Here is an 18,992-nt window from a genome sequence, read left to right on the forward strand (position 1 = left end):
AATGTAAGAAGAAAGAAACGACTGGTTACAAAAAGCAACTAGTCGTTAACAAGTTCGATGTTCCCAGTTTACGTTTCCTTGAAAATGTCTGCATACGCCTGCAAAATAAAGGTTTTGTGGTAGTCAATCGCATAAGGTTGTGACAGAATGCTTTCCTTCGCTGTTTGCACGTACAATTTCGCTTTCTTCTCATCACCTAAATGTTTATAGCATAGCGCTTTATAAGCGTTTGTTGTTGTGATCATTGACAAATCTGGTGCATGAACGCGAAAAGAAATATCTTCCATAGAGGGCAAATACGTAAGTGCTTCTTTAAAACGATTTAACTCATATAAAGCTTGTCCTCGAATATAGTGAAATAAAATCATTACAGGACTATCTTTTGACACATACATTTCGCTTTCATTAATGACGTCAATCGCTTTAGCGGGGTCATTTTCGAACCAAATGGCTACTTCTGCTTTATTAATAGCATGAACACTTTTTAAGTAATGATCTTCTAGCAACTCGCTTAGAAGTTGATGTTTGTGTAAATAGTGCGCCACGTCTTGTTCATTTTTATCGATCATCGCAAAATGTATGGCAAAACGGTAATATTCATCCACTTTGTAAAATTGTCGTTTCTCAATGGCAAAGGAAAGTGCTTTTTTTAAACGAGCGGACCCGATTTGTTTTTGTCCCGTTATCATAAGCAATGCCACTTCTTGAAAATTCCATTTTGCTAAGGTGAAGGGATCAAGGTCTTTTAGTTGTTCTGAGTAAGTCGCTTGTTTTTCATTAAATAAAGCAAGTGCCTCTTCGTACTCTAACTCATACGTGAGGTATTGAATATAGTCAAGGGCTGTGTTGGCAGCTTCGTCAAGAAAGGAAAGTTGTGTAAACCTTTCTTCAGCATTTTCAAAATAACTGCGCCAGTTTTCATGATCTTCAGTCGTATTATTCTCTTTTTTACTTAGTAATATGGATGTCTCCGTACGTTGGAATGATTGACTAAGAAAATAGTGTGCCTCTCCTAAATCTCGGACGAAGCGCGCTGCTTCATAGGTTTTCGGTAAGGTCATGCCCGCAAAAGGTGTAAGTAAAGGGGAAAGATCTTCATATCGGTATTCTTTTAATAATGCTTTTAATTGTTCGGCTAATTGTCTAAGCTCATCTTGGGTAATCACGTTCACATCTGCTAACAGGGATTGCATGTCTGTGCCAAGAGATTCAGCAATATGGGTGAGGCTTTCCACGGAAGGTTGAGCCTTATTATTTTCAATTAAACTTAACATACCCTTTGTTAATCGGCCTTTAGCTACTTCAGCGAGGGTTTTTCCGCGTTGTTTGCGCAATTGGCGAATTCGTTCTCCTAGTGTACTCATACCGTCTCGCCTTTCTTTATATGTCTTATGTTTATTATAAGAGAATGTACGAAAAAATAAAAGTTTAATAAAATTAAACTTTAGGGTTGTCATTGTCCGATAACTCTGTCTATAATAAGTTTAATTAAATTAAACAAATGTTGAGGTGTTTGAAATGGATGTAAGAGTAAGGCGAGCAACGTATCATTTATGGACATTTGCTGTAAGTAAGTTTATTTCATCTTTTGGTAATAGTATTTATGCGTTTGCTATGAGTTTGTTTATCTTAACGATGACCGGATCTGCGATGAATTTTGCGATTAATATGATCTGCAACATTTTACCGAGAACGCTTCTAGCTCCTCTTGCTGGCTATGTAGCCGATCGATTTCCAAAAAAAGTGGTTGTGCTTTCATCGCAAATTGTTTCTCTTTTCATTGTGTCTGGCTTACTAGTGTACACCGCAAATAGCGGCTTATCGGTTCTCGCTATTTATGTGACAACAACATTGCTGACGATCTCACAAATGGTTACAGGCGTTGCGTTTACTTCTTCTATTACACGCTTAGTTGATGAAACGCGCATTCAAAAAGCAACGGCGATCAATCAAATGGTGGTCTCGTTTTCAACAATTGGTGGCCCAATCATTGGCGGGATGTTATTCGCATTTGCACCAATTGAAACATTTTTAATCATTTTTATCACTGCGTTTAGTATGGCGGTTTGTGTGGAAGCAACAATGAATTTTAAATTATATGGAGTTGAACGAACAGAAGAAGAGAAAGAAGAAACAATGTGGCAAGGGATGAAGGCTGGTATCTCATTTATCCAGCAGCAGCCTGTAATCCGTACGATTATTGGAATGGCGTTAGTTGTGAATGTGTTTATGGGTGCGCTTATTGTCGGCATGCCATTTATCATTGTTGAAATCCTACAAGTTGAAGCGCATCATTTTGGTATCATTGAAGGCATTTTTGCTGGAGGTGCGCTGCTCGGCGGGTTGTATTTTTCACTCAAAAAAGATGTGATGTTTCCCTTAATGAATGTTAAGCACGGTTTGTTCGGAATATCGGTTTTAATGACACTTTTCACAGTGCCTGTAATGGTGGTTTTTCCGTATAATGCGATCGTCGGTTTTTACGGCGTTGTGATGATGCTAATTGGATTTTCTCTCACTTATGTGAATACACCGATCGGCGTTCTGCTACAAAAGCGGGTGAGCGATCAATATAAAGGCAGAGTATTTGGCATTTTAGAAACCGGTGCTTCCGCTTTGATGCCGCTAAGCCTTGTAATCTACGGATTTATTTATGAGTTCATTGGCCCAATTGGAACACTTTTGCCATCAAGTCTATTGTTATTAGTTGCTTCCCTCTACCTACTACGAAAAAAAGTGATGGTTACGGCTCATCCTGAATTAAGTCTGAAGAAAGCAGACATGATAGAGAAACCGGCGTGAAATGACAGAATAGACAAAAAGCCAATTGATGATCAATTGGCTTTTTTTAATGGAGAAATCTCTTCTTTTGGCTGCAGTGATTTTTTCATCGAAAGGGCTACGACAATAAGAGCGAGTAGCGCTAGTAAACTACCAACGAGCGCATTCATTTCAACCGTACTCCGTTCAATCACAACGCCGCCAACCATGGAACCAAACGCAATACCGAAGTGTAAAGCAGAGTTATTAAGACTCTGTTGAATGTCAGATGTTTCAGGAGCTGACGCAATTAAATAGCTTTGCATGGCTGGTGTAATAGCCCAGCTGAGCAAGCTCCAAATCATCATAACAACGATAAAGAGTGGCATGAATGAAGTGGTGAACGGTATGGCGAAAATGGAGACGACAAATACAGATATGACCCCGATGATGGTTTTTTTCGGACCGAAGCGATCAGAAAGGAGTCCACCAACCCCCCCACCAATTATGGCGGCAACGCCGAAAATTAAATACATGACGCTAATCCAATTTCCTTCAATCCCCATTGTCGATTGGAGGAAAGGCGTTAAATACGCATACAACGTTAAGTGCCCTGCAAGGAATAAGAACGATGTCATTTGAATCAAGACAATCTTAATGTTTCTTAATGACTTTAATTGCTGTAGTAAAGATATCCCTGGTTTTGGTGCAATTCTTTCCATAAAGATAGAAACGAATAAAATAGACAGACCCGTTAATAGAACGATAAGGACGAATGGTGCACGCCAACCAAAGGCGTTACCGAGCATTAAACCAACAGGCACACCCAGAACAAGAGAAGCACTTACACCCATAAAGACAATCCCAATCGCACGAGCACGATAAGGTTCACTCACAATATTTGATGCGATTGTCACACAGAGTGAAATTAACAGTGCGGCACTCATCGCAGAAATGATACGAGCGATTAATAAAACCGCATAGCCTGGACTGAAGACAGCAAGAACATTCGCGAAAAAGAAGACAACCAGTGTAAGTAAGGTTAACTTTTTCCGTTCGACTTTTGCTGTCACTGACAATAGAATCGGACCAGACAATGCAAATACAAAAGAAAAAATTGAAATCAACATGCCGACTTGTCCTAATGTTACGTTTAAATCGGCTGCAACTAAGTGCAAAATACCACCTAAGATAAGTTCAACAAGACCAACGACAAAAGAGACGATGGTTAATAAGTAAACTCGTTTATCCATAAAACACCTCTTTTTATTTTGTTACCACTAGAAGAGTAACATAAAATAAAATAAAGCTACAAGTGGAAATTTTTACGGGAGTTGGTCTATCCTAAAGGAAGGATATTGAGAGAAAGGTGGATCATGTGCTACAACAATTTGGATTTACCCAATACGAGAGCCAAGTGTATACATCGCTAATCACGATTAATCAGCCGTTAGATGCGACGGCGATTGTTAAACGTTCTGGTGTACCCCGTTCAAAAGTATATGAAGTCATTACAAAATTAATTGAAAAAGGAATTGTACTGGAATCGTTTATAGAAAAAAAACGTCAGTATACAGCATTACCGATGGAGGCGTTAGTCGAAAAACTCACGTCAAACTTTGAAGCGAATATTGAAGAGCTAAAGAAAATTGAAGTTGAAGAGATGGAAGTCGATGATCGGGTATGGACAATGCGTGACAATCAATCGATCAAATCGATTATGAAAGAGTTAATGGTCGGTGCAAGGAAGTCCATCCATCTTTCGCTTTGGGCCGATGAAATGACGTCGTTCCTTCCATTACTTGAGGAGCTGCATCAAAAAGGGAAACACATTCATTTACATGCCATTGGTGAAATTAAGACGAGCATTCCTGAAACGTCCGTTCTTATTCCAACTCAAGGTCATGATACGTTGGAACGAAGTCGAATTTTAATTGTTGATGAAAAAGAAATGATCTTTGCTGGCATTGAGGAGCATGGATGGCAAGCCATTCGAACACATTCGAAACCTCTTGTTACATTTTTTACAGAGTTCTTCTATCATGATGTGGTCTTAACAAAAATCACACAGCGTCACCATGATTTAATCATGAACGATGATGAAGTAAGAGACATGTTGTTGAAGCTGAAGTATTAATGAAATGAATTAAATGAACAGTTAAAATTGGCGGTGACGCCTGCGGAAGAAGGGACGAGTTGAGAGGAGCGGAATTCATGGACTACATTCAGACCATTTGAAAAAAAGTAGGAACGGAACAAATCATTCTAAACTTTGCGGGAGTATGTGTTGTAAATTCGGAAGGGCTTATCTTGTTACAAAAAAGAGGAGATCGCAACCAATGGGGGTTTCCGGGAGGAGCACTAGAGCTAGGGGAATCGGTCGAAGCATGTGCGAAAAGGGAAGTGTTTGAAGAAACAGGAATAGAAGTGTCAATTGACCATCTTGTTGGTGTGTATTCCAAGTATTTTGATGTCTATCCAAATGGTGATCAAGCACAAACGGTTTTACACTTTTTTAAGGGACATCCTATTGGTGGAGAGTTGAATGCAGATGGAGAAGAAACATTGGCACTCAAGTACATGCACCCAAATGAAGTCCCTAGTCTGTTTAATCAACAGCACCAAGACTGTCTTCAAGATTTTATCGATGGCAGAGTAGGTGTGTATCGTTAAAAGGAACAGAATAACTAGACATCCTAAGCAATTTTTTTCAAATTGATACATAGGATAGTGATACAACACTCTTAATGGGAGGGGTGTGTCATGCCAAAAAATAAGGGGACAGGAAAAAACAAACACCAAGATCCCCATCAACAATATTTAGAGGATTTGCTAGAATTCTCTGAAGATATGATTTACCTTGGTACCATCTTAAGCACCATTTCGTCTGCGCTTGGATTTATCGGCGTGACGATTGCCCGTGATATTTCACGACAACGAGAAGCATCAACGGATGTGGAGTCAGAAGCAGAAACGGCTGCTACTTTCTTCTCAGCAGAAGTAACAGAAACTGGAGGTGTACGTGGTCCAGTTGATAATCAGCAAGAATACTCCATGTATTTGTATACGCAAATGAGGCAAATGCAAGGCGAACTAAATCGTGTCCATAGTGAGATGAAGAGAATGCAAGAACAGCTGAATCGCTGGTATCGGCCGCCTCAGGGTTAACAAGAGTATATAGACAGAAGGTGAGAAATCCTTCTGTCTTTTTTTAGTTAAGTCGATTGGAGGCGAAAAATACTTGTTGTAATCATTAGGAAATTCCTTTAACCTAGTAGAGGATTTTATTGAGCGAACTCTCCTTTAAAAAAAGAGTGACTTTCGTGAGACTCGGGGGTCATCACTTTTGATTAATAAGAGAGAGGGTAAAGAATGGAAACAGTAAAAGAACAGTGGTTTGGAAACATTCGAGGAGATGTTCTGGCGGGGATTGTTGTTGCACTTGCTTTAATTCCAGAAGCAATTGCGTTTTCAATTATTGCTGGTGTAGACCCTATGGTTGGTCTGTATGCTTCATTTTGTATAGCGATTGTGATTGCTTTTGTTGGTGGATGTCCCGGAATGATTTCCGCAGCAACAGGAGCAATGGCGCTGGTTATGGTGACGCTTGTGGCAAATCACGGGTTGCAATATTTACTTGCGGCAACGATTTTAACAGGAATTATTCAGATTCTTTTTGGGGTCTTTAAGCTTGCTCGGTATATGAAGTTTGTACCACGTACAGTCATGACAGGATTTGTTAATTCATTAGCCATTTTAATCTTTTTGACACAGATTGAACATTTTGTTGGAGAAACGTGGATCATGTACGCACTTGTTGCGCTAACACTTGCCATCATCTATCTTTTTCCCTATGTGACAAAAGCGATTCCTTCGACGTTAGTTGCAATTATTGTTGTGACGGCAATTGTACTGACAATGAATATCGGTGTAAGGAACGTAGGGGATATGGGTGAATTAAGTCAGACGTTACCAGTATTTGCGCTGCCAAACATTCCGTTTAATCTTGAAACGTTATGGATTATCTTGCCTTATGCATTGGCACTTGCGATTGTCGGCTTACTAGAATCCCTTTTGACAGCAAATATTGTTGATGATATGACGGATACGAAGAGTAATAAAGATCGGGAGAGTCGTGGACAAGGAATTGCCAATATTGTTACTGGTTTTTTTGGCGGAATGGCAGGCTGTGCTATGATTGGGCAATCGGTAATTAATGTAAAATCAGGAGGAAGAGGTCGACTATCAACACTCGTTGCGGGCTTATTCTTAATGTTTCTTATTTTAGTACTCGGAAATGTCGTTGTCCAAATTCCGATGGCTGCCTTAGCTGGCGTCATGATCATGGTATCAATCAGTACATTTGATTGGCAATCAGTTCGGACGTTACACCGCTTACCGCGGACGGACGCCATTGTGTTAGTTGTGACGGTTGCAATCGTTTTACTGACACATAATCTGGCTTATGGTGTCCTTGCAGGTGTATTGCTAAGTATGGTGTTCTTTGCAGCAAAACTATCGAAAATTCATGTTGATTCGCACTTCGACAAGGCAGAAAATAAACGGACATATACCATTGTCGGCCCGTTGTTTTTTGCATCAGTAACAGACTTCTTAGCAAAAATTGATACAGAGGAAAAGCTGGATCGTGTTGTGTTTGATTTATCGCACTCACATGTCTGGGACGATTCTGCTGTTGGGGTGTTAGATCGAGTAGAAGCGAAATTCGTAACGAATAAAGTAGATGTACAAATTGTAGGGGTCAACAAAGAAAGCAGTCAGCTACTTGATTCAGTTAGCCAACTACCAAAAGCATCCAACCATTAAACAGGAGCGGGAATGTCAACAGACATTCTCGCTTTCACATTTTAACTTTGGTTATGGTTACGCGATAACACTAGCCATTACAAAAGAAAAGCGATGATGACAACAAAAGCTAAAGCAATTGGCACGAGTAAAAAATAAAGCCAAGAGAATGTTTTTATGCTACGATCACTACTGTATTTTGTATCAGAACCACTCATTGCGATGATCGTTACAATGAGGCCGCCTATACAAATAATTGCCGCAATAAGTAAAACGTTAACCATGATGTTAAGCTCCTTTTCTTTAAAAAACACCAATGTCATGAAGAGATTGATTATAATAAAGCTTACCATATAGTTTTTGCTAATTTAAGGAGGGAACCTGTCAAACGAACAGGGCGCTATGAATGTAATACAACTACTACTGCAGGTTCTATTTTTATATGGCCTTTCCGTTTTTGGAGATTTTTTATCGATTTGGTTACACTTGCCGATTCCTGGATCGATTATTGGATTTCTATTGTTACTCTTACTGCTAAGTACCAAAATCATTCCAGAAAAATGGGTGGAAAAGGGAGCAACCGCTCTATTATTTGTGCTCCCACTATTATTCATTCCTTTTAATTTAGGGGTCATGCAATACCCAGAACTTTTATCCACTACAGGAGTACTCTTACTGCTTTCTGTTTCAGTCAGTACGCTTTTATCAATGGTCGGCATCGGTCACTTTTGCCAATGGTATGAGCGAAAGCGAGGTGACTTCGAACAATGATTCATGCATTATTAGCTATTGGTATTGTCGCTGGAACCGTAACCTTCTATTTTCTCTTTCGACTGCTTTACTTAAAGTATCCTTATCCGTTTCTTTTGCCAGTTGTGACAACAACCGCATTCATTTTAATCCTATTGCTGTTGTTTAATGTTTCATATGAAGACTATTTAATTGGAGGCGAATGGTTAAGTCGCTTGATGGGACCAGCGATCGTGGCATTAGCCTTTCCTTTATATAAACAGCGTGTACTCGTCCTTCGCTTCAGTGCCATGATTGGTGGTGCTGTATTAATAGGCGTGTTTTTAGGGTTTAGTACAGTCTATGGTTTTGCAGTTTTATTTGGATTTGATGACATTCTTACTGCCTCCTTATTACCAAAATCTATAACAGCGCCGGTTGCTGTTGAAATCTCGGCCGCTCTACACGGGTTACCGACATTAACTGCGGCATTTGTTCTTGTTGCTGGATTTAGCGGTATTCTCTTTGGTCCTTTTCTAATGAAAAAAGTCGGGATTAAGAGTCTTCATGGAAAAAGCATCGCTTTGGGGGGAGCCTCACACGCTTTAGGTATTTCAAAAGCCGCTGAATATGGCAATGTTCCTTTGTCAATGAGCTCTATTGCGATGACATTAAGTGCGATTGTGGCTTCATTTTTAATACCTGTATTCATATGGATTTTTTTATAACAGCATGCTGCGGCATGCTGTTTTTATTCATTAAAAGCTAGAGAGTAAAAGAAAGAATCCATACGTGCTAGCTTGAAGCAGCATTGCTCTTTTGATAATCGAATGAGAGGCAATCTGAAATTCATTGTGGTCAATCGGGTAATGTGCTGAGAAATATTTTTTTGGTAAATGAACTGCTGATTTGAGCTGTTTTGTATTGATTCCTATCGACAGTAGTGCAACGGCCATTGAGAAAACGTAGGATGGAGAGAATAGGATCAGTCCAATAGTGAGAATAACAACTCTTTGGAACAGATTTGCTTGTTCTTGGGTTCGATGTGCTCTTTTTAAGAGAAAGTCTACTTGAACAGAGTCAGATCTCCTTTTTAACATCGTTAGAATTGAGAATCGATTTTGAACAAACCTGTCATGAATTGGAACTTGAATAAATTGGCTTAAAAATACTTGCCAGTAGCGTTCAGAAACCATATCCATTTTGATAAAGGCAAACCATGTATGTACCGAAAAATTTTTGAACGTATAGACAAATAAAACATAAGTTACCACAGTTGCTATCATCATGAAGACGAAAATCATTGATTCCATAAACAGAAAGAAAACCATGATGAGCATCCATAGCCATTCCACGATCCTTAACCGATTTATGGACCTCATCGTTGTAAGCAGATACGTTAAAGACAGATGTAAGATGGAAAGTAAAAACAGTAGCAACGATAGATACAATAATTTTAATACTGATAGATTCTGAATTTGTGAGAGAAACAGGATAAACAAGCTTGTGTGAACCGCTTGCACTCCAACATTATAGCGAAATGCTTGATTGAAATAGGTTTGAACAACCTTTTTATGTGGAGACAAATAAAGCGTATCTGGCTCTGTTAGTAAGGTGGTTAACCTTGATTTTACCCCAAACATAATGTACAAAAGACTTAACAAAAATGCTTGAACGACAGGTGGAGCAGAGTTGTTTAAATAATGAAGCAAGAAAAATAACACGACCATGATAAGTGGTACGAGTAATAGGACCCCGCTATTTTGAAACACTTTTCCTAACTGCTTTTTACGTAATTGATGGTAGGTCTGTAAGCGCGTTTTAAACAAGTTATTCATCGTGAGCACCAACTAAGGTAAAAAAGAAATCTTCTAATGTGCCTTGTTTTTCGGCTGAAATTACTTTTCCTTCTGTTGGTGTCACTTGATTTCCCTTATGAATCACGACCACTCGATCACATAATGACTCTGCAATGGTTAATAGGTGAGTCGAGAGTAAAATGGCTGTTTGATTTGCACGTAGTTGTTTTAAATCGTTTAGAAAACGTGATAAACCAATTGGATCTAGCCCCATAAAAGGCTCATCGATAATTAAATAGTTTGGCTTAGCTAGGAGAGCATTAACGATTGATACTTTTTGTTTGTTTCCCTTTGAAAGGGCGAACGGGTATTTATGTAAATGCTCTGTTAGTTCATAACGCGTAATCAGCTCTTGTTGATAGGCTAACGATTGTTCTTTATATAAAGCAGTAATAAATGAAAAGTGTTCTTGGACTGTGAGGTGCGGGTAAAGGTTTGGTGTGTCTGGAATATAACTTAGTAAATGGCGTTCAGTTACTAGCGATTCCCCATTTATCGTGATCACGCCATTCATTGGTTTTAAAGAGCCAATAATATGTTGGAGTGTTGTGCTTTTACCAGCACCGTTCAAGCCTAAAAGGCCAACAATTTCACCTTGATTTACATTAAATGTGATATCGTGAATGATTTTTTGGTTTACGTAGCCACCGTGTAACTGATTGATTTTTAACATGACACCTGTATTCCTCTCTTTTCTTTCTCTCTATCTTTGAATAACTGAAATTTCTGACGTGCGCACAAATACAAGCACGGTAAGCGAGAATCCGTTGGGCAAGAACGTTATTCTTCCTATAATGTTTTAATATACCAAGCATCGCAAGAGAAATGCTCTGTTTCAAGTAACGGCGCTTCTAGTTTTTTAAAACCATGTTTTTGATAAAAACGATTCGCAGCGTGCATGGTGTGAATGGTCTCTAAGTAACATGCGTTATAGTGTTGTTTCGCAAAAGCAAGGCTCGTTTGTAGCAAGCGTTCCGCAACACCGCTTCCTCTTGCAGATGGAGCGGCGTACATCTTTTGCAATTCACACACATCTGGACGACCCGGTATATCACCGATCCCGCAACCTGCTACAAGCTTATTGTCTTCAATTGCGACCCAGTAGTTTGTTTTTTCTTTTTGGTAGAGCTCATAAAACTGGCCTAAATCCGGATCGGACCAAGCAGTTCCAGGTTTGTTTGCGCCAAACTCAATTAAGCATGTTCGAATTAACTGTTCTACATCAGGGTTGTCTTGTTTTTGTATTTCACGAATGATCATGAGTCTTACTCCAATCTAGCTAAGTGACTAAATTATTTTGAATTCATTGTACAATCCAGAACTTAAAGAAGGCAAGTTGATTTTAAAATGTGGTTCCAAATGAAAAGAACTTTTCAAAACCCTCTTTCATGGGTATAAAGAGATATACAGGATGAAATTTATAAGGAGGTGACTTCCAAAGGTTGGCGCTACACGTAAATTGTTGCGTGAGGCATCAATTTATTGGATCATGACACATGAATGGTTTATTACGATTTTTTATGGGAGTTTTTGCGATTGTGACTCTTCTCGTTTCGACGGGGGCAATCCTAACAATTACAAACACATATCCAGTATTTGAAGAAATTATCGCTCAAGGACAGGATTTTTTCTGGGTACTAATTGGCGTTTTTTCGTTTTTAATTTTATTGTCATTCATTTTATTCGTTGCGAGTGTCATAAGTCGAGGTCGCGTTGGTTTGTTTCGGTCGGCAACTGAACTTGGGGAGATCGCCATCTCTCAAGAGACTATTGAAGCCACCATTTTAAAAAGTGCACGAAAGTTTGATGGAATTCGATCTCTCGAAGTCCATTCTCGAATGAAGAACGATGGCAAGAGCGTTCTCGTTGATCTAACCTACTCTCCATTTGGATCAAAGCCTGTACAAAAAAATGCAACCGCATTGCAAGATGTTGTGAAACATGACTTAGAGTCTTGGCTTGAAGTCCATGTCGCAGAAGTTCGTGTGTTTGTAAGACCACAAACAACATCATCGAGCAAGAAGCAACGAGTTGTGTAAGGAGGTGCTAAGGTGAAACAAGAAACAGTAAAACGGTATCGTGGACGAATTATTGGCTTACTTGCCGCTCTCATTTTTAGTGTTCTCTTTTTAACAATTGGTTTCTGGTATACCGTTGCGATTGGTATATTTGTGACGATTGGATTCTTAATCGGAAAATGGGTGGATGGCGATTTAAACGTTTCAAGTTATGTGGATGCTTTATTCAGTAGACGGTCTTAATCTGTTATAAAGAAAGTCATAGGACTTTCTTTTTTTATGCCATAATGGTAGGAGAAACCGAATAAAGGGAGGTCTAGCATGCTAATAGAAGATGTACTTTATGGATCAGCGAAAGTAGAGCCCGTTCTAGAAAAGTTAGTGCGTAGCGCCAATGTACAACGGTTAAAAGGGGTGCATCAAGCAGGGGCATGCTTCCTTGTTCAACCTAGTTGGAATGTTACCCGTTATGACCATTCGATCGGCACGATGCTTTTCGTTCGCAAACTTGGCGGTTCTCTTGAAGAGCAGATTGTTGCATTGCTTCATGATGTGTCCCATACTGCCTTTTCTCATCTCATTGATTATGTATTGGACAACAAAGAAGAAAATTATCATGAAACGATTTATGAGACGTTGATGGAATGCTCAGATATCCCAGCTATACTGGAAAAGGAAGGGTACGCGTGGAAAGAGATATTATCAAATAAGCAGAATGGTTCCTTGTTAGAGAAATCGTTGCCGCATCTTTGTGGCGATCGAATTGATTACACGTTGCGTGATATGTATGAATATGGCAAGATCCCGTTACATGAAGCGCATGCATTTTTGGATCAACTCGCTGTGGTCGATCAGCAAATTGTATGTACCGAATTAAGATGGGCCGAGTGGTTCGTACAGCTCTTTTACAAAGAAACGGTGGAATTTTTCCATCATCCAACAAATGTGTACGCCAATCAGCAGGTAGCGCATCTTATTTCAATTAGTTTAAAGCGAAACGTTTTGTCACTAGAAGATTTAATGAAGACTGATCATGAAGTAATGAAACAGTTGAGGCAAAGTGAAGATCCGACTATTGATACATTGCTAGCAGTTTTTAATAATCCGATTGATAAAGAAGCGTACAGATGGATTGAGAAGCATGTCACCATTAAACATCGCTACATTGATCCAATTGTGAGTATTAATAATGATCTTTTACCAGCATCAAAACTGTCCATGCACGTTCGAGACATTCATAAACAAACCGCACAAAGAATGAATCAAGGCGTTAACGTCTTCATTGCAGAAGGAGCAGTCCAATGAATAGGCATGAATTAATTGAAACGTTTCCAGCGTTATATGAGGTTGTCAGTTTAAAAGAAACGTTCTGGAAAAATCCATTAAAAAATGACCAGGCGATACTAAAAGATGATGACATCAATATGCAAGCGATTGAGGCGGCAGAAGCGCGCTTGCAACGATTTGCACCGTACTTAAAAAATGCTTTTCCTGAGACAGAAGCAACAAATGGATTATTAGAATCACCACTTAAGCGTATTGATGATTTTAAAGAGGAACTGGAACATGTCTATAATGTACAGATAGTTGGAAAGCTTTTCTTGAAATGTGATCATGTATTACCTATTTCAGGATCCATTAAAGCAAGGGGAGGGATCTATGAAGTTTTATCTCTGGCTGAGTCAATTTTACTCAAACATGAAGTACTGAAAATCGATGAGAACTATGAAAAAATTGCTGAACAGAGCATCCAAGATTTATTGTCCTTGTATACCATTGTTGTTGGTTCGACTGGAAATTTAGGGTTAAGCATTGGGGTCATGGGGAAAAAATTAGGATTTCATGTTGTTGTGCACATGTCAAATGATGCAAAACCTTGGAAAAAGGATTTGCTTAGACAAAAAGGTGCGGTCGTTGTTGAGCATAAGCAAGACTATAGTCTTGCTGTGGAAGAAGGTCGCAAGCAGGCGGAGCAAGACGAAATGAGCTTTTTTATTGATGATGAACAATCGAAAACGTTGTTTTTAGGATATGCAGTAGCGGCTTTAAGGTTAAAAAAACAGTTGGATCAAGCTGGAATAAGCATTAATGAAAACCAACCTCTTTCTGTCTATTTACCGTGTGGTGTTGGTGGTGGGCCTGGTGGCATTGCCTACGGACTTCATCAAGTGTTTGGGCCACATGTGCATTGCTATTTCGCAGAACCAACACACGCACCTTGTATGCTCGTTGGAATGATGACAAGACTACATGATCATATTCATGTGCAAGATCTAGGTATTGACAACCGGACGATTGCTGATGGCTTGGCAGTAGGTCGCCCATCAGGATTTGTAGGGAAGGTGATGGAGCCAATTCTTAGCGGCATTTATACAGTAAGCGATGATACCATGTATCAACTCCTCGCGACACTTATTGATAAAGAGGGCATCGCGTTAGAACCATCAGCAGTGACAAGCTTAGTTGGGCCAGTGAAAGCAAAAACAGTGAACAGAAACGGTATCCATCTGGCGTGGGCAACCGGGGGAAGTATGGTACCGGATGCGATTATGCGCGGAGATTATGAAAAAGGAAAAGCGTTGCAATCAACATAAAAAAGCTTATCGAGTCAGGTTGTCGATAAGCAAGTGAGGTACTTGTCCACTTATTTGGTTGTATTTTTGGAATTTCGCAGTCGTTTATGGGCTTCAAAGTCCCATGTCGATAAAAACAGTTGGGCAGCTTGGTAACCTGATTCAAATAAAAAATTGCTTTGTTCTTCTGTTAACAAAAAGTCTGTTGCTGTGATAGAGTCCGTATAGATTTGAATCGTTCGATCTCGTGTCTCGTCGCTTAGATGGCGCATATCGTGAGCTTGCATCATCGTTTTAATAATATTTTGCGCTAAGTGTATCGGTGTTGGGATCACGGCATCCGCTTCAATCGTATCTTTTAGAAAACGAAAGCCAAACGTTGGGTGTCGCGGATTTTCCACATCAAACAGCCAAATTGGAAAATTACTAAGCAAGCCCCCATCAACAATATAGGCTTTACTTTTATTAGCTAATTTCCATCGAGCTGGTCGATAGAAAAAAGGGATAGACGTGCTCATACGAACAGCTTGGGCTATTGTTACATCACTGGGTTTCATTCCGTAGCGATTAAGGTCGTCAGGGAAGATAATCATTTGCCCACTGCTAATATCAGATGCAATAATCTTCAGTTTATCGTCAGGTAGATCCGCAAACGTTCGGATCTGCTTTTTTTGTAGTAAGCTTCCGAGCCATTTTTCAATATAATCATTTTTGTACATCCCTAAATGTAGAAGGATGTTAACCAGATTTCCTGCAAAAGGGATATGGTTGATCCAATTCTTCCCTCTTAAATCTTTGAAATTGAGTTCTTGCAAATGGTCGTTAATTTCAGTGCTTGTATAGCCAGCAGCAAGTAAGGCTGCAAGAATGGAACCTACAGATGTTCCGGCTAGTTTTTGCCACTCGACACCATGTTCTTCCATCGCAGTTATTGCGCCTGCAAAGGCAACTCCGCGAATCCCTCCTCCTTCAAAAACCGCATCGATTTTCATAAACATCCTCCTTTCTCATTGACAAGAATCCCTAGAAAGAATACTTGTCTACTTTATTCTATGAATGACTGAAGAGAAAAGTGTTCTTTTTCCATTAAAGTGGAGCGTAAGAAACAAAATCAAAAAAAATTAGAAAAATCTCCAAGATATACATAATTATTTTATGAATGAACCAAGCTAATGAATGAAACAAAAATATACGTAATGGAGTTGAATAATTATGAAGAAATATCTTCTACATTCTTTAGCCTTAACTTTTGTTGCTACAGCTCTAGTTGCTTGTGGTGGAAACGATAATAATAATGATATGAACCCACCTGAAGATGACATGGAGATGAATGAGCCAGGCGAAGGGAACGTTGAAAACCAGCACTACGGTATGGATGAACATGGAGACGAAAACCATATGACTGTTTCTGGCGAAGTAGCAGACAGTGTTCGTGAATTAGATGGCGTAAACCACGCTGCTGCGATTGTCATGGGTGGGCAAGCATATGTAGCAGTCACAATGGACGATGAATCTCATGATATATCTGATGATATGAAACAAAAAGTAGCTGATAAAGCAATGGAAGTTGATCATAACCTTAATAACGTACATGTGTCTTCGAACCCGGATTTCGTAGAGCGAATGAATGGGTATGGAGATCGAATTGAGAATGGTGAACCAGTTAGTGGTTTTGCAGATGAGTTTATGGAAATGGTTCATCGCATGTTCCCTTCTACAAAACGGTAATTTTATAAAAAAAGAATCTTTATGAGTGAGAAATAATCATTCATAAGGATTCTTTTTGGTTACATTATTGAATCACATTCGTAAAGCTTTGCTGTAAAGGTTCTAAATAATGTTTGTCTGATGTGTAAAGATATAAATGACGAGCAAAATTGGGATCTGTAATCGGTTTATATACAATTCCGCTGTGCCAAACTGGTTCTAGCATTAACTGTGGAATAAAGGCAACCCCGTTCTTTTGTTTGACAGAGTATAGTAAGGATTGATACGGAACGCTAAAGACGTCATGCTTTGTCCAATTGTTTTGATTACGTAACGTAACCCAAAATTGATAAAAGCGACTTTTTTTCGGTGGAACAATTTGCGGGTAGTCGATACATTGTTCAAGCGAAAGTTCATCATAAGTAGCAAGGGGGTGATCATCCGACATGGCTACTTTATAATGGTCGTGCTTGATTAAAGTGGAGTATAAGCCTTGGTGATGTGGATGATCTTCAATTACTGCTGCGTCAATTTCCCCTTTTTCGAGCATTGGTATAAATTCAAGGCAGTTTAATCGGGTTTGATGACACTCAACAGCAACTGTTGATGTAGCGTATGTAATCGTGTCTGGTAAATATAAAGGCGATAAAAAAGGTGTAAGACCTAGTCGGACAACAGGTGAAGGCATGTAAGAAAGTAGCCTACTGCGAAGAGAACTCCATAGTGGTCTAACGTCAGCATACAACCTTTGCCCTTTATCAGTAAGGGTCATTCCTTCATGGGAACGAATAAACAATCGAATTTGTAAGGAGGTCTCCATTTGCTTTAATTGGCGACTGACGGCAGGTTGGGTAAGGTGAAGGCGAGTCGCAGCTTTTGAAATACTGCCTTCCTCTGCAATCGTTAGAAAAGCTTCTAAATAGCGAATTTCCATCAAAACATCCTTTCTAAAACAAGGAATTAATCTATTAACCTAGGTTAGTTGATACCTTAACACAGTGTAAAGAACAACCCTATACCCTTTTTTAGAGGAAATTAAACATATCGTGCTATAAGGCTTCTTCTGTATGGAAAAAGCATTTTTTTACGTGTGTAAGCTATAGGGGTGTGCTAAAATGTACATAATGATTACTAGTCGTTTACAATGTATACGAAGTGAGAAATTAGAATGAAAGAGGTTTACTTACACATGTTAGATATTCAATTTATTAGGGAACATGCTGAGAAAATTAAACAAACAGCACAGCAAAAAAAATTAAACGTCCCAGTAGATGAACTTATTGATGTTGATCAAAAGCGCCGTGAGCTTATTCAAAAGATTGAAGGATTTCGTACAGAGCGTAATCAACAAACAAAAGCGATTGGTGAATTAGCAAGAGAGAAAAAGAAAGATGAAATGGATGCGAAAAAAGAAGAGGTCCGTCTTCTAAACCAATCCATTAAAGATCTTGAAGCTGAATATCAAGAGGTTGAAGCGTCTTATTTACACATTATGAATCTTATTCCAAACGTTGTTTCAGACGACACGCCTGTAGGTAATTCAGATGAAGACAATGTAGAGTTAGAAAAGATTGGTGAAATTCCCCAATTTTCTTTCACTCCAAAAGACCATATAGAGCTCGGACAAGCACACGAAATGTTTGATGTTGAGCGCGGTGTGAAAATTGCTGGTACCCGTAATTATGTGCTGAAGAATCAAGGCTTATTTTTACATAGAGCGGTTCAGCAATTAGCTGTTGATTTGCTACATGAACGTGGTTTCTCCATTATGGATGTGCCTTTAATGGCTAATGAAGAAGTGCTATATAGTACAGGTTTCTTCCCAGATGGAAAAGAACAAACCTATCATCTTGAAAAAGATAATAAATATTTAGTCGGAACAGCAGAAGTCCCGCTCGTTGGTTTTTATGGCAATGAAATTGTCGATGTTGAAGAACCGATTAAGTTAGGCGCAGTATCAAACTGTTTCCGTCGTGAAGCGGGATCTGCAGGTAGAGATGTTCGTGGCTTATATCGTGTCCATCAGTTTGCGAAAGTCGAGCAAGTCATTATTTGTAAAAATGATCCTGAATTAGCCGATCGTCTGTTATCGGAAATTACGGAGATCGCCAAAGAAATTTTAAATTTATTAGAGTTGCCATATCGAGTTGTTGCAGTATGTACGGGCGATATGTCGCAGAAAAACCATAAACAGTTTGATATTGAAACGTGGATGCCAAGTCGCGAAAGCTACAGTGAAACCCATTCATCTTCGAACGTAACAGATTTTCAAGCAAGACGTTCAAACATCCGTTACCGTGATGAAGATGGAAAGCTGCAATATTGCTATACGTTAAATAACACAGCTGTTGCAACACCTCGAATCCTTATTCCATTGCTTGAAAACCACCAGCAAGAGGATGGATCGATTAAAGTACCAAAAGCTTTGCAAAAATATATGTACGGTAAAACCATTCTATAATCATACGTGTAACTAAAATGCGTCGTCGAATAAGGCGGCGTACTTTTTCTTTATTTAATATCTGAATAATGAATAAATG

General features: G+C 39.2%; 21 protein-coding genes. 13 read left to right on the forward strand and 8 right to left on the reverse strand.

Annotated elements, in window-relative coordinates:
- Positions 1-68: 68 nt before the first annotated feature.
- A complete protein-coding gene (locus tag ABC361_RS06025) occupies positions 69-1,364 on the reverse strand; it encodes a helix-turn-helix domain-containing protein (protein ID WP_413073161.1) in 1,296 nt (431 codons plus the stop codon).
- A gap of 154 nt (positions 1,365-1,518) precedes the next feature.
- On the opposite strand from ABC361_RS06025, the gene ABC361_RS06030 reads away from it, so the two are divergent.
- A complete protein-coding gene (locus ABC361_RS06030) occupies positions 1,519-2,802 on the forward strand; it encodes an MFS transporter (RefSeq protein WP_413073162.1) in 1,284 nt (427 codons plus the stop codon).
- A 32-nt stretch (positions 2,803-2,834) separates the two neighbouring features.
- Here the strand turns inward: ABC361_RS06030 and ABC361_RS06035 are convergent, their stop codons facing one another.
- A complete protein-coding gene (locus ABC361_RS06035) occupies positions 2,835-4,013 on the reverse strand; it encodes an MFS transporter (protein WP_413073163.1) in 1,179 nt (392 codons plus the stop codon).
- Between the two features lie 125 nt (positions 4,014-4,138).
- On the opposite strand from ABC361_RS06035, the gene ABC361_RS06040 reads away from it, so the two are divergent.
- From ABC361_RS06040 to ABC361_RS06055, 4 genes are all read left to right on the forward strand, one after another.
- Positions 4,139-4,897, forward strand: coding sequence for a TrmB family transcriptional regulator (locus tag ABC361_RS06040; RefSeq protein WP_413073164.1), 759 nt, complete (start codon positions 4,139-4,141; stop codon positions 4,895-4,897).
- A 122-nt stretch (positions 4,898-5,019) separates the two neighbouring features.
- Complete coding sequence (locus ABC361_RS06045; protein ID WP_413075728.1) at positions 5,020-5,433, forward strand: NUDIX hydrolase; 414 nt, start codon at positions 5,020-5,022, stop codon at positions 5,431-5,433.
- A 90-nt stretch (positions 5,434-5,523) separates the two neighbouring features.
- On the forward strand, positions 5,524-5,928 hold the full coding sequence (locus ABC361_RS06050) for a hypothetical protein (RefSeq protein ID WP_413073165.1): 405 nt from the start codon (positions 5,524-5,526) through the stop codon (positions 5,926-5,928).
- Between the two features lie 204 nt (positions 5,929-6,132).
- Entirely contained in the window at positions 6,133-7,587 is a 1,455-nt protein-coding gene (locus ABC361_RS06055; protein ID WP_413073166.1) for a SulP family inorganic anion transporter, read from the forward strand.
- A 77-nt stretch (positions 7,588-7,664) separates the two neighbouring features.
- On the opposite strand, the gene ABC361_RS06060 is transcribed toward ABC361_RS06055, so the two are convergent.
- Entirely contained in the window at positions 7,665-7,850 is a 186-nt protein-coding gene (locus ABC361_RS06060) for a hypothetical protein (protein WP_099305129.1), read from the reverse strand.
- A gap of 118 nt (positions 7,851-7,968) precedes the next feature.
- Between ABC361_RS06060 and ABC361_RS06065 the strand changes: the two genes are divergently transcribed.
- Positions 7,969-8,337 (forward strand): CidA/LrgA family protein, encoded by a 369-nt coding sequence (locus ABC361_RS06065; RefSeq protein ID WP_413073167.1) that lies wholly within the window; start codon positions 7,969-7,971, stop codon positions 8,335-8,337.
- Positions 8,334-9,023, forward strand: coding sequence for an LrgB family protein (locus ABC361_RS06070; protein ID WP_413073168.1), 690 nt, complete (start codon positions 8,334-8,336; stop codon positions 9,021-9,023). Before ABC361_RS06065 ends, ABC361_RS06070 begins: the two co-directional genes overlap by 4 nt.
- A 30-nt stretch (positions 9,024-9,053) precedes the next feature.
- Here the strand turns inward: ABC361_RS06070 and ABC361_RS06075 are convergent, their stop codons facing one another.
- The 3 genes from ABC361_RS06075 to ABC361_RS06085 all read right to left on the reverse strand — a co-directional run bounded on the left by ABC361_RS06075 (position 9,054) and on the right by ABC361_RS06085 (position 11,414).
- A complete protein-coding gene (locus tag ABC361_RS06075; protein WP_413073169.1) occupies positions 9,054-10,133 on the reverse strand; it encodes an ABC transporter permease in 1,080 nt (359 codons plus the stop codon).
- Positions 10,126-10,827, reverse strand: a complete 702-nt coding sequence (locus tag ABC361_RS06080; RefSeq protein WP_413073170.1) for an ABC transporter ATP-binding protein — start codon at positions 10,825-10,827, stop codon at positions 10,126-10,128. The genes ABC361_RS06075 and ABC361_RS06080 overlap by 8 nt, the downstream gene beginning before the upstream one ends.
- A gap of 116 nt (positions 10,828-10,943) precedes the next feature.
- The gene (locus tag ABC361_RS06085; protein WP_413073171.1) at positions 10,944-11,414 is read right to left on the reverse strand and encodes a GNAT family N-acetyltransferase; all 471 of its coding nucleotides are present in this window, start codon (positions 11,412-11,414) and stop codon (positions 10,944-10,946) included.
- Positions 11,415-11,650: 236 nt separating this feature from the next.
- On the opposite strand from ABC361_RS06085, the gene amaP reads away from it, so the two are divergent.
- The 4 genes from amaP (at position 11,651) to dsdA (ending at position 14,766) form a co-directional block, all read left to right on the forward strand.
- Positions 11,651-12,193 carry an alkaline shock response membrane anchor protein AmaP gene (amaP, locus tag ABC361_RS06090; RefSeq protein WP_413073172.1) on the forward strand — a complete coding sequence of 181 codons (543 nt, stop codon included), beginning with the start codon at positions 11,651-11,653 and terminating at the stop codon, positions 12,191-12,193.
- Positions 12,194-12,205: 12 nt separating this feature from the next.
- The gene (locus tag ABC361_RS06095) at positions 12,206-12,415 is read left to right on the forward strand and encodes a DUF2273 domain-containing protein (protein WP_099305115.1); all 210 of its coding nucleotides are present in this window, start codon (positions 12,206-12,208) and stop codon (positions 12,413-12,415) included.
- A 78-nt stretch (positions 12,416-12,493) separates the two neighbouring features.
- A complete protein-coding gene (locus ABC361_RS06100) occupies positions 12,494-13,477 on the forward strand; it encodes an HD domain-containing protein (protein WP_413073173.1) in 984 nt (327 codons plus the stop codon).
- Positions 13,474-14,766 carry a D-serine ammonia-lyase gene (gene dsdA / locus ABC361_RS06105; protein WP_413073174.1) on the forward strand — a complete coding sequence of 431 codons (1,293 nt, stop codon included), beginning with the start codon at positions 13,474-13,476 and terminating at the stop codon, positions 14,764-14,766. Before ABC361_RS06100 ends, dsdA begins: the two co-directional genes overlap by 4 nt.
- A gap of 50 nt (positions 14,767-14,816) precedes the next feature.
- Here dsdA and ABC361_RS06110 read toward each other — a convergent pair whose 3' ends face one another.
- On the reverse strand, positions 14,817-15,737 hold the full coding sequence (locus ABC361_RS06110) for a patatin-like phospholipase family protein (protein ID WP_413073175.1): 921 nt from the start codon (positions 15,735-15,737) through the stop codon (positions 14,817-14,819).
- Positions 15,738-15,957: 220 nt separating this feature from the next.
- Between ABC361_RS06110 and ABC361_RS06115 the strand changes: the two genes are divergently transcribed.
- A complete protein-coding gene (locus tag ABC361_RS06115; RefSeq protein WP_413073176.1) occupies positions 15,958-16,473 on the forward strand; it encodes a YhcN/YlaJ family sporulation lipoprotein in 516 nt (171 codons plus the stop codon).
- A 64-nt stretch (positions 16,474-16,537) separates the two neighbouring features.
- On the opposite strand, the gene ABC361_RS06120 is transcribed toward ABC361_RS06115, so the two are convergent.
- The gene (locus tag ABC361_RS06120) at positions 16,538-17,386 is read right to left on the reverse strand and encodes a LysR family transcriptional regulator (protein WP_413073177.1); all 849 of its coding nucleotides are present in this window, start codon (positions 17,384-17,386) and stop codon (positions 16,538-16,540) included.
- Positions 17,387-17,641: 255 nt separating this feature from the next.
- Between ABC361_RS06120 and serS the strand changes: the two genes are divergently transcribed.
- Entirely contained in the window at positions 17,642-18,913 is a 1,272-nt protein-coding gene (serS, locus tag ABC361_RS06125; protein ID WP_413073178.1) for a serine--tRNA ligase, read from the forward strand.
- Positions 18,914-18,992 lie beyond the last annotated feature (79 nt).

Origin of the sequence: Shouchella phoenicis (genome assembly GCF_047238345.1) — a bacterium.
Taxonomy (GTDB): domain Bacteria; phylum Bacillota; class Bacilli; order Bacillales; family Bacillaceae_D; genus Shouchella.